General features: G+C 28.5%; 15 protein-coding genes. All 15 read left to right on the top strand.

Translation table 11 applies throughout. From position 1 onward, the window contains the following. Positions 1 to 143 precede the first annotated feature (143 nt). The 15 genes from L8D11_RS01165 (at position 144) to L8D11_RS01235 (ending at position 10,029) form a co-directional block, all read left to right on the top strand. Positions 144 to 440 (top strand): mobilization protein, encoded by a 297-nt coding sequence (locus L8D11_RS01165; protein ID WP_236869847.1) that lies wholly within the window; start codon positions 144 to 146, stop codon positions 438 to 440. Next, complete coding sequence (locus tag L8D11_RS01170; RefSeq protein WP_236869848.1) at positions 421 to 864, top strand: hypothetical protein; 444 nt, start codon at positions 421 to 423, stop codon at positions 862 to 864. Before L8D11_RS01165 ends, L8D11_RS01170 begins: the two co-directional genes overlap by 20 nt. Positions 865 to 1,042: 178 nt before the next feature. After that, positions 1,043 to 1,813 (top strand): ParB/RepB/Spo0J family partition protein, encoded by a 771-nt coding sequence (locus L8D11_RS01175; RefSeq protein ID WP_236869849.1) that lies wholly within the window; start codon positions 1,043 to 1,045, stop codon positions 1,811 to 1,813. A gap of 142 nt (positions 1,814 to 1,955) precedes the next feature. After that, on the top strand, positions 1,956 to 3,287 hold the full coding sequence (locus L8D11_RS01180) for an ATP-dependent DNA helicase (protein WP_272906001.1): 1,332 nt from the start codon (positions 1,956 to 1,958) through the stop codon (positions 3,285 to 3,287). A gap of 16 nt (positions 3,288 to 3,303) precedes the next feature. Continuing rightward, positions 3,304 to 3,627, top strand: coding sequence for a hypothetical protein (locus L8D11_RS01185; protein ID WP_236869851.1), 324 nt, complete (start codon positions 3,304 to 3,306; stop codon positions 3,625 to 3,627). Positions 3,628 to 3,697: 70 nt separating this feature from the next. Beyond that, complete coding sequence (locus tag L8D11_RS01190; protein ID WP_236869852.1) at positions 3,698 to 3,904, top strand: cold-shock protein; 207 nt, start codon at positions 3,698 to 3,700, stop codon at positions 3,902 to 3,904. Positions 3,905 to 3,932: 28 nt separating this feature from the next. After that, the gene (locus tag L8D11_RS01195) at positions 3,933 to 4,208 is read left to right on the top strand and encodes an HU family DNA-binding protein (protein WP_236869853.1); all 276 of its coding nucleotides are present in this window, start codon (positions 3,933 to 3,935) and stop codon (positions 4,206 to 4,208) included. A gap of 7 nt (positions 4,209 to 4,215) precedes the next feature. Beyond that, on the top strand, positions 4,216 to 4,509 hold the full coding sequence (locus L8D11_RS01200) for a hypothetical protein (protein WP_236869854.1): 294 nt from the start codon (positions 4,216 to 4,218) through the stop codon (positions 4,507 to 4,509). Continuing rightward, the gene (locus L8D11_RS01205; protein ID WP_236869855.1) at positions 4,494 to 4,745 is read left to right on the top strand and encodes a hypothetical protein; all 252 of its coding nucleotides are present in this window, start codon (positions 4,494 to 4,496) and stop codon (positions 4,743 to 4,745) included. The genes L8D11_RS01200 and L8D11_RS01205 overlap by 16 nt, the downstream gene beginning before the upstream one ends. Positions 4,746 to 4,747: 2 nt before the next feature. Next, the gene (locus tag L8D11_RS01210) at positions 4,748 to 5,254 is read left to right on the top strand and encodes a ProQ/FINO family protein (protein ID WP_236869856.1); all 507 of its coding nucleotides are present in this window, start codon (positions 4,748 to 4,750) and stop codon (positions 5,252 to 5,254) included. Next, on the top strand, positions 5,247 to 5,486 hold the full coding sequence (locus L8D11_RS01215; protein WP_236869857.1) for a CDGSH iron-sulfur domain-containing protein: 240 nt from the start codon (positions 5,247 to 5,249) through the stop codon (positions 5,484 to 5,486). Before L8D11_RS01210 ends, L8D11_RS01215 begins: the two co-directional genes overlap by 8 nt. Before the next feature lie 31 nt (positions 5,487 to 5,517). Continuing rightward, positions 5,518 to 6,516, top strand: coding sequence for a protease SohB (sohB, locus tag L8D11_RS01220; RefSeq protein WP_236869858.1), 999 nt, complete (start codon positions 5,518 to 5,520; stop codon positions 6,514 to 6,516). 81 nt (positions 6,517 to 6,597) lie between these two features. Continuing rightward, on the top strand, positions 6,598 to 7,266 hold the full coding sequence (locus tag L8D11_RS01225) for a DUF445 family protein (RefSeq protein ID WP_236869859.1): 669 nt from the start codon (positions 6,598 to 6,600) through the stop codon (positions 7,264 to 7,266). A 6-nt stretch (positions 7,267 to 7,272) separates the two neighbouring features. Further along, on the top strand, positions 7,273 to 8,550 hold the full coding sequence (locus L8D11_RS01230) for a DNA polymerase Y family protein (protein ID WP_236869860.1): 1,278 nt from the start codon (positions 7,273 to 7,275) through the stop codon (positions 8,548 to 8,550). Between the two features lie 30 nt (positions 8,551 to 8,580). Beyond that, on the top strand, positions 8,581 to 10,029 hold the full coding sequence (locus tag L8D11_RS01235) for a DUF6880 family protein (RefSeq protein WP_236869861.1): 1,449 nt from the start codon (positions 8,581 to 8,583) through the stop codon (positions 10,027 to 10,029). Positions 10,030 to 10,382: the final 353 nt, after the last annotated feature.

Here is a 10,382-nt window from a genome sequence, read left to right on the forward strand (position 1 = left end):
TTACTCTTCTCTATACGTTCTTCTGCTTCTCTTACTAAAAATGACATTTTGCCTCCTCTTTCGTATGTACTTATCTTTTCATTCTATCATATATGTTTCTTTCTGCCTATTATGCAATGGTCTTTATTATATAGCCTATAGTAATGCATATACTTATTATTTTGGATAATAAAACTAAAGAAAAGATAGAAAAGCTTAAGAGTAAGCAAGCTGTTTTGAAAGCTCGCCTTGAGTTACTAGAAAATAGAGTAAAAACTAAAGAGCGTAAACTTGAAACTAGACGCAAGATTCTTGTTGGTAGCTATTTTATTGAACAATATATCAATAAAAACGAATATGATGAATTGGTCAAATTAATGAATGAATATTTAATACGAGAATCTGATAGAAATGTTTTTGGATTAGATGATGATAAAAATAATGAAAAAAAATCCAAATGATATTGGTAATAAAAAAAGCACTGTATTTAAAAATATAGTTACAAAATATAGTAAAATTATCAATAAAACTAAAAAAAGTACGTCTTCAAATCAAAAAGATTTATTTAATCCTGAATTGTTTTTAACTATAGATAAAATCAATAAAAAGTTTGGCAAGGATATTGTATGCTTTGGTGATCAATTAGGTAATTTAGACTATGATAAGTTACTTGATTCTAATGATTTTAATTTACTCAAAAGTGAAGCTGATAAATTGTTAGTTACTTATCAGCAAATTGATAAACAACTAATTGCTCTTTCTAAAGCAACCAATACCAATGCTAATATTTATAAACGTAAGCAATTACAAAAGCAGAAAGATGAAATTAAACAAATTTATATTTCTATTAAGCAAAGAATTACTCGAATAATAAAAACTAATTGATTTTTATTATTTTCTCATAATATTTAAATACTATTAAAATATAACTCTTTAGTTTTTGGATAAAAATCCTTCATTAAATTTATTAATATAAAAAGTGTCCCATATGGGACATTATTTATTATTTGATTTTTATATATTATTTGTATAATATATAGCATACAATATTTGGTTGTTAACTATGCAAATTATTGATATTGACCCAAGGGATTGCACTAGATGGAAATTTGCTGATCGCAGCTCTTTTGAATTTGGTGATACTAATCTTTTAGCTGAAGATATTAAGCGTAATGGACAAATCGAACCGGTTTTCGTTAGAGAATTAAAAAACAGTAAATTTAAATATGAAGTTATTGCAGGTAGTAGACGACTTCAGGCTTGTTTAAATGCTAATCTACCATTAAAAGCCATTATCACTGATATATCAGACATTAAAGCTGCTATTACGCAGATTAAAGAAAATGAGAATTTAGCTATTTCTGATTATTCTAAAGGAATTTCATATGCTAAATTAAAAAAAGAACTTAATTTATCTCAAACAAAATTAGCTGAATTAATAGGATGTTCCAGACATAAAATGATTAGTTATCTTTATTTTGCCAAAATTGATAAATCAATTTGGGATGCTGTTAGTAATATGTCTAAGGTTTCTGCTAAATCTGCTGAGGCTATTTATCTTATTGCTAAAAAATCTGATAAGCATAAAGAAGCTTTGATTGATATTGCTGAAGAAATTAGAAAAGGTGCTGGATATAATCGTATTGAAAAATTAGTTAACGATATAATTTTAGGCAAAAAACAAAATTACGATGATGAGACAATTCAATCTTTTGATGGCACTGTATTTGCTAGTTGGAAAAATGATAAATTACAATTCTCAAAAAACGCCAATATTGATAAAAAAGAACTTTCTAAATATTTATTAAATTTTTTTGTAAAAACGATCCCCTAAAGTTATGTAATATTTGATTATATAAGATTTAAATAATGGAATTTATAAATAAAAAATATGAGCTATTTGTACATAAATTTAAAAAAGCTATAGCTTTTCATTTTACCTCTGATAATTATGTTTTTTAATAACAATAGAGCATATGCATAATTCATCTAATACTGAAAATAACCTGGAGCTATCCACTGAATTCAAAGAAGCTTATAAAATAATGAATGAAAGTACAGATAGTGTCTTCATTACAGGGAAAGCTGGAGCTGGCAAATCTACTTTATTATTATATTTTTGCCAGCACACAAAGAAAAATTATGCAGTACTTGCTCCCACAGGCGTTGCAGCATTAAATGTTGATGGGCAAACTATACATAGCTTTTTTAACTTCAAAATGGATGTAACTCCTGATCAAATTGCAACGGGGAAGGTTAGACCTAAGGATGATTCTATATACAAAAATCTTGATACTATTGTTATAGATGAAGTATCGATGGTTAGAGCTGATTTACTAGATTGTATCAACCTATTTCTTATGAAATATGGTCCCAAAAGAAATCAACGCTTTGGTGGTGTACAGATGATATTTTTAGGAGATCTATATCAATTACCTCCTGTAGTAAAAAGAGAGGAGGAAGAGATATTTAAATCATTTTATAAATCGCCTTATTTTTTTAGTAGCAATAGTTATTTGGAAACAAAAATAAAAATAATAGAGCTAACAAAAGTCTATAGACAGAAGGATGATAGTTTTATAAATTTATTAAACAAGATTAGAATAAACGATATAAGTTACGCTGAGATAGCAACTCTTAATAAAAGATATATAGAGGATTTCAAACCAAAGAAAGATAATTTTTATATTAATCTAACTACTACTAATAGTAAGGCAGATGAAATAAATAATAATCATTTATCAAAACTCAAAGGTGCATTATATAAAGCAAATGCTATTATTGATGGAGAATTTGGAAAAGAGTCTTACCCTACCCTACAGGCATTGGAATATAAAATTGAATCTCAAATAATGATGCTTAAAAATGATCACAGAGGCAGATGGGTAAACGGAAGCTTAGGAGTTATAAAGGGTAAAAACAAAGCTGAAGATGGAAGTGATTTTTTAAGTATTTGGTTTCCAGATAAAAAAATGACATTTAACGTGGCTCCATATGAGTGGAAAATTTATAAATACATATATGATGGAGTAAAGATTATGGCTCAATTAGCTGGAACATTTAAGCAGTTACCACTTAGATTGGCATGGGCTATAACAATACACAAAAGTCAGGGAAAAACATTTGATAATATAGTTGTTGATTTTGGCAATAGAGTTTTTAGTCCAGGACAAGTTTATGTAGCTTTAAGTCGCTGTACTTCACTTGATGGCATTACCTTAAAAGCTCCAATAAAAAAGCATTTTATAGCTGCAGATCCAAGAATTACTGGATTTTTAAATTCTGAACGCGTTTTGAACGAGGGATGAAAAAGAGGATGTCTTATTGGGAAAATTTAAAGGCGAAGAAATAGACATTATGACAAATTCACTAAAATATAAGGCCAAATATAGCTCAGCTCTTCCAGCTATCCAGAGCCATCTTTGGAAAAGGTATTATTTTGAGTCAAAGAACCGCTATTATATCGTAATTCTCCAGCAAGATTTGTTCCATGAATGGAGCATTATCAAATGCTATGGTGGGAAAGATAATAAATTGGGTAACTTGATTATTCAATCTTGTAATTCTTATGATGAGGCTATAAATGAAATAGAAGAAATTAAAAAAACAAGGAAAGCTCATAAATATGTGCTAAAGTATAGAAAATAATTAATTTTAAGCTAATATGATGGTTAGCAATAATAATTAACTCTACAAAAACAATTTATAAAAAAGTACTATGAAAATAACAGGAACAGTAAAATGGTATAATTCTACCAAAGGATATGGGTTTATAGCTCCAGACAATGGATCAAAGGATATATTTATACACAGATCAGCAGTGGAGGAAGCTAGGCTTGATGGTTTAAATGATAATCAAAAGATTAAATTTGAGATTGTTGCAAATAAAGGCAAAGAATCAGCAGAAAATATTGAATTAATTTAATTATAAATAACTTAAAAGGAGACCAAAAATGAATAAAGCAGAATTTATAGAAAAATTATCAAAAGAGCTTGATACAACAAAGGCTGCGGCAAGTAAGAGCTTTGATGCTGTTATTAAATGTATAGCACAAGCAATGAAAGATAATGATGAATTAAGATTCACAGGATTTGGAAGTTTTAAAGCAAAACTAACAGAAGCAAAAGAAGTAAAGACACCAAAAGGTACAATGGCTAAAGTTCCCGCACAAAGGAGAATAAGTTTCTCAGTTGGGTCTGATTTCAAAGCAATTGTAAATAATAAGTAATTTGAGTATGAAAGAAGCTTTAATGCATTATTTACATATTGTACCATTGTTTATAATAATGGTCTTATCGATTGCCAATCAGGTATTTAAAACTAAGAAATTCTACAGTTATTTGAGGAAAACCCATATTGGTATACAGCTATTATTAATTTCAGCAGGAATGATGAGTGGTACAATAATACATACTCATGAAGGAATATTGGGATGCAATGTTTGCCTTATTTATTCAGCTATTTTAGCATGGATTTCTTTTTCACTACTTTTTAAGAGCGTTATTAGCAGTAAATGGCAAGCAAATTAATAAGTACTACGGTAACTTCAGATAATAATCAAGAAAGACCGGCTGACAAAATGGATGGTAAATTTGTTAAAAAAAGCTATCCAAGGCCTTGGGAAGTAGAGCTAACAGATGAAGAAATAGAAGTATTAAAAAAAAGCCTAAAGGAGGACGAAAAGAGATGCGAAGCAAAGGCAAAAAGATTGGCTGAGAATAAGTCACTTTCAGAGTTTTTTAATAAAAATAATAGGAAAGAATAAAAATGGGAAGAAATAAATGGCATCTACTGTCTCCCGAGAATTACAACAAGGTATTTGATGTATTATCTCAAAGATATCCAAAGTTTTTTATAAGAGGCAAGGTTTTTATATTTAAAAAAGGAATACATAGAGATATTTTTAATGATGAAGAATTAAAATTCAGCAAAACAATAATCAGAAAGTTTCTAAGATTATACGCTGAACAAAATGAATATGTAAAACTGCATATTGAAAACACAGCAAGGTATGATTTAGAAGGTAATGAAGCTGGTATTGTTACAAAAGAAGATGTTGAATCACTTGCAAAAACACAAGAAGAGATAAAAAACCAGATTGCACTCAGAAAAAGTAAGAAGCTGGAACAAAAGAAACATTACAAACCCAATAAGGAAAGTAAACCTAATAATAAGGATAATAAGTTAGAATTGGTGGATGCAAATGCAGTGAACACCAATAACGATAAACCAAGGCTAGGCATAAATTTTAAAGTAGAAAATAAAAATGAGTAATTTAAAAAGCCCCTCGATAAGAGTTGGAGTAAATAAAGGTAAAACATACTATTGGTGTGGGTGTGGATTAAGCAAGAAACAACCTTTTTGCGATGGATCGCATAAGGAAGATAAGCAAGGAAGGAAACCTATTGCATATACAGCTTTGGCTGATAAATTCATATCATTTTGTACCTGTAAAAAAACGCAGTTACCACCAATTTGCGATGGGAGCCATAAAAAATTAGAGTAAAATAAACAACAAAAGCAGTGAGGTATAAGTAATGTTTTTATCAGAATATTTGATGTTTTTATTTAAAACATTAACGATTGTAATAAGTATAGCTTTAATAATAATTACATATTTTTATATAAAATCAAAACTTAAGAAAAGCAAAGATGATGGATTTTTGATCATAAAAGATTTATCTCGTCATTATTATGAGTTGAAGTTACAGATGCTAAAAACTCTTTCTTCCAAACATAAAATTAAAGAATTAATTAGAGAATTTAAAAAAATCTTAAAAGAGAAGAAGGGAAAAGAAGATAAACAAAATACGTATGTGCTTAAATTCAACGGCAATATTAAAGCTACGGCTGTCGAATCATTAAAAGAGGAGATTACAGCAATACTTTCTATTGCGCATAAAAAGGATAAAGTTGTTCTAATATTAGAATCACCTGGTGGCACAGTAAGTGGATATGGACTTGCTGCCTCTGAATTAAGTAGAATAAAAAACAAAGGAATTCAATTAATCGTTATTGTGGATAAAGTAGCTGCAAGCGGAGGTTATATGATGGCATGTATAGCAAATCAAATTATTGCAGCGCCATTTGCAATAATTGGGTCCATAGGAGTTGTGTCTCAACTACCTAATTTTAATCAATTACTTAAAGATAAGGGTATAGAATATGAACAAATCACTTCTGGCAAATATAAAAGAACTGTCACAATGTTTGGTAAAAACACAGATGAGGATCGTAGGAAACTGCAATTAGAGCTTGAAGAAATACATAATCAATTTAAATCATTAATAAAAAAACAGCGCCCAAGTGTAGATATAGAAAAGATTTCTACTGGAGAATATTGGTTAGCTGAAAAGGCCAAGGAATTAAAATTAGTAGATGATTTAATGACTAGTGATGAGTATTTGATGAATCTTCATGAATCTGGTAATAATATTTATCAGATTGAATACAAAAAAGAGCCAAGTTTAATGAATAAGTTATCACTAGCTTGTAACAATATTAAAGATATTCTACAGACAAAATATAATATTTAAATCTGTTTCAAATTTATTAATATGATGGATAAATACAAAATAAAGGAAACTTTTAATAATATTAAAAGCTTATTTAGTGACATGTCCTTTTTAACGAATTTAATAGCATTGTACGTACTTCTATTAAGTTATATTAGTCCGTTTTTCTCTAGAGAATTGCAAAACATAGGATTATTTGCATTATCTGGAAGTATAACAAATTGGCTAGCAATCCATATGCTATTTGAAAAGATCCCCTTTATTTATGGATCAGGAGTAATTGAATTAAGATTTAAAGATTTTAAGAGTGGGATTAAGAATTTAGTAATGTGCCAGTTTTTTAATAAAGATGAATCTAATAAATTTCTTAGCAGAATTAATAAATTAGTTATCTCAAATTTAGAATCATCAATAAATTTTGAATCTATATATAAGAAATTAGTGGAAGCCATTATAACTTCACCTACAGGAAGTATAATCGCTATGATGGGTGGTGAAGTAGCGTTAGAACCACTAAAGCAACCTATTATCAATAAAATTAAAGAATTTATTAATGAACTTTCCAATTTAACTCTAGAAGTTAGTAATGATAGTATAGAATTATTTATTTTAGAAGTGGATAAAATAATTTCAGATAAGATAGATGAACTTAACCCTATTATGGTGAAAAAGATAATTCAGGATATAATAAAAAAGCATTTGGGATGGTTAGTTGTATGGGGTGGAGTATTTGGTGGAATAATAGGATTGATTGCAAGCATTATTGGGTAATGGTAAATGAACAAATCTGTTTATGCTTTAAATTGGCTGTACTTAGATTTGAACAGTTATTTTGCGACTATAGAGCAGCAAGTAAATACCAATTACAGAAATAAACCAATTGCTGTGGTTCCATGCGATGCAGACACTACTTGCGCAATAGCCGCTAGTTATGAAGCTAAGGCGAAAGGAGTGACAACAGGGACAATTATTAGACAAGCAAAAAAGTTAATTCCTGATCTAGTATGTGTTCCAGCAAAACATGAACTATATGCAGAATATCACAATAAAATCTTACAAGAAATAGATAAACACATTTATGTAGATTATGTTTTATCAATTGACGAATGCGCATGTAAACTTACAGGGAAGTACCAAGATGAGGATCAAGCCGTAAAACTTGCAAATGAAATCAAAATTGGAATAATTAAAAATGTAGGAGATTATATAAGATGCTCGATAGGAATAGCATCAAATAGGTTTCTTGCAAAAGTAGCAACTAATATACAGAAACCAGATGGATTGGTAGTAATTAAAAAAAATAATATATTAAAGACCTTATGCTCTTTATCACTAAAAGATTTGCCAGGAATAGGTAAAGCAACCTATTATAGGTTGCTTTATAATGGTGTTGCTACAATAGAGGAGCTATGCAAATTAGATGTAGGTTCTCTAAGAAGAGCCTTTGGAAGTATTTTGGGAGAAAGGTATTGGTATATGTTAAGAGGCATAGAATTACCTGATATCGAAACAAAAAGCAAATCTATTGGCAACAGTCAGGTGCTCCCCCCAGAATTGAGAAACACTGAAGATGCAAAAATAATTGCTCATAGATTATTACAAAAAGCGGCCAGTAGATTAAGAAGATTAAATTATTCATGTAAAGGCTTAGTTTTGAATATCTCAACAATCGATAATAAACATTATAGAGAAGCAGTTAAATTTAATATGTTGTCCGATAGTATATCTCTAGCTGATAAAATGTTTGAAGCTTGGAATTGTTTGACATACCAGAACAAAATTAAATTGATTAAGAAAATATCAGTAACATTAATTAATATTGATTTTAGACAACAAGAGTTTAAGCAAAAGTCATTGTTCGATGATGCTACAGATGATTATATAAATCAAAGAAAAAGTAGAGAAAGATTATCTAAAACTATAGATGAGTTAAACATAAAATATGGAAAAGATTCTGTATGTATAGGCGTACTACCTATAGAAAGTAAAAAGTACCATACTGGGACTAAAATTGCATTTGGAACAGTTCCTATATCTCAGGATTTTAATGAATAAAAAAAATTAATAAGATATGCTGATAATATTATGAATAAGAATGAATTAGTAAAATTAATAGCCATAGATAATGAATTATTCACTGATACTATTATAGATTATTGCTCTCATAATACTGATTTTAATAAAAATATTCAGGAGATAGTCGCAATATGCTCATCTAATGAAAAAGCTTTGTTAAAAATTATTAGGAAAGAAATTACATCAATTAAAAGAAGTAAAAAATTACTTGATTATTACGATGTACAACCCCTAGCACAACAAATCAATAAAACTCTGCATTTAATTAACGTTCATTTGAAGAGAAAAGATATAGAGTCTGCTATAAAGGAAATGCACGAATTAATAAGTACATCAAAAACTTCTTTAGAACGTGTAGATGATAGTAATGGATTTATCTCTAATTTATATTGCCTAGCACTAGAATATTTAGGTGCACTGTATAAAGAATCAAATATTAATCACGATACTGAAATTACAAATTTTATTTTATTAAGCATAAAAAATAATGATTGTGGAGTCTTTGATAATTTAATATGTAAATTTTATTCTGCATATCAAAATCAAGATGAAGTTCTAATTTTAGAAAATAAGCTTAAAGAGGGATATGTTACAGAAAAACGCCAACACAAATACCATTATTCACAATATATTGAGGAAATTCTTGATATTGCTAAATGTCAAAAAGATATAAGTAAATATATTAATTTAGGTAGAGAATATGGATTATTCGATGATGAGTTTTATATTGATATAGCCTCTCAATATGTTGATGCATGGCAAGAATCAAAGGCTTTAAAATGGCTAGATAAAATAAACATAGATAAACTACATATAAATCTACTTAAAAAATATGCGTTAGTGAAATCAAAAGCACTTGATGTACTCGCAAAATACAAAGATGCCAATGAAATAAGATTTATGTATTTCAAAAAAACACTTGCTGTGGATTTTTATAATCAAATAATTAAACATGCAAAAAATAAAGAGGAGATCAAAAAAGAAGCTACTAAGATAGTATTAGATCATGAGGATAGAATGCATGCTTTAATTACCTTATGCGAAATAGATAATCATGAGATAGCTTCTCAGGTGATATTAGAAGAGTATGAGAAATACAGATATAGTGAACATTACCATTATCACGGAATGAAAGAAGTCGCTAAAAAATTACATTTAACACATACGCTTGCTTCAATATTAATGTATAGATGTGTAATAGAAAACCTCATAGCTAAAACACAAGGCAAGTATTATGAATATGCTATTAGCTACTTAAAAAAGATAATCAAAAGTGGATTAGATATAAAGGACTATGGCAAATATGAAAACAATATAAAATTCATTGAACAAATTAAAGAAGAAAATCCTAGAAAGTTAGCTTTTTGGAGTTTATATAAGAAAATGATTACTGAATTAGAACAGCAAGAAAATAAACATGATTTTACTATTTATAAGAATATATTGAGTAAACAGTGATTAAATAAAGTTATTTACAAAGTATAACAAGGCATTGAAAGTGATAGCATCATATGATACTATCACTTATGAAATATTATCCTCCCTTTAAAATTACCTCTAAAATTTTAACTCTTTCTCATAAGATAGGACATGAGCTTGGACTATTGAAGGGAGCTAAATTATAACTTTGTTGCACAAATACTTAATCTTCCTCTTTACCTATTTTCCTGACTTCATGCACTTTGAGAGAAGTGTATAGAGGTAGGTGAGGAAAAAGGAGGAGAAAATTTTAAAGTCGCTGAGTAGTGCCTAAGCTAAATATTAGTTGACATTATATTATTTACTGGTAACATGATAAAAAATATTCTTTA

Origin of the sequence: Candidatus Bandiella numerosa (assembly GCF_021811875.1) — a bacterium.
Lineage (GTDB): Bacteria > Pseudomonadota > Alphaproteobacteria > Rickettsiales > Midichloriaceae > Aquirickettsia > Aquirickettsia numerosa_A.

Excerpts from the sequence above, each read along its gene's own strand:
- L8D11_RS01165 (WP_236869847.1), top strand. The coding sequence starts at position 144 with ATGCATATACTTATTATTTTGGATAATAAAACTAAAGAAAAGATAGAA.
- L8D11_RS01170 (WP_236869848.1), top strand. The coding sequence starts at position 421 with ATGAAAAAAAATCCAAATGATATTGGTAATAAAAAAAGCACTGTATTT.
- L8D11_RS01175 (WP_236869849.1), top strand. The coding sequence starts at position 1,043 with ATGCAAATTATTGATATTGACCCAAGGGATTGCACTAGATGGAAATTT.
- L8D11_RS01180 (WP_272906001.1), top strand. The coding sequence starts at position 1,956 with ATGCATAATTCATCTAATACTGAAAATAACCTGGAGCTATCCACTGAA.
- L8D11_RS01190 (WP_236869852.1), top strand. The coding sequence starts at position 3,698 with ATGAAAATAACAGGAACAGTAAAATGGTATAATTCTACCAAAGGATAT.
- L8D11_RS01195 (WP_236869853.1), top strand. The coding sequence starts at position 3,933 with ATGAATAAAGCAGAATTTATAGAAAAATTATCAAAAGAGCTTGATACA.
- L8D11_RS01200 (WP_236869854.1), top strand. The coding sequence starts at position 4,216 with ATGAAAGAAGCTTTAATGCATTATTTACATATTGTACCATTGTTTATA.
- L8D11_RS01205 (WP_236869855.1), top strand. The coding sequence starts at position 4,494 with ATGGCAAGCAAATTAATAAGTACTACGGTAACTTCAGATAATAATCAA.
- L8D11_RS01210 (WP_236869856.1), top strand. The coding sequence starts at position 4,748 with ATGGGAAGAAATAAATGGCATCTACTGTCTCCCGAGAATTACAACAAG.
- L8D11_RS01215 (WP_236869857.1), top strand. The coding sequence starts at position 5,247 with ATGAGTAATTTAAAAAGCCCCTCGATAAGAGTTGGAGTAAATAAAGGT.
- sohB (WP_236869858.1), top strand. The coding sequence starts at position 5,518 with ATGTTTTTATCAGAATATTTGATGTTTTTATTTAAAACATTAACGATT.
- L8D11_RS01225 (WP_236869859.1), top strand. The coding sequence starts at position 6,598 with ATGTCCTTTTTAACGAATTTAATAGCATTGTACGTACTTCTATTAAGT.
- L8D11_RS01230 (WP_236869860.1), top strand. The coding sequence starts at position 7,273 with ATGAACAAATCTGTTTATGCTTTAAATTGGCTGTACTTAGATTTGAAC.
- L8D11_RS01235 (WP_236869861.1), top strand. The coding sequence starts at position 8,581 with ATGAATAAGAATGAATTAGTAAAATTAATAGCCATAGATAATGAATTA.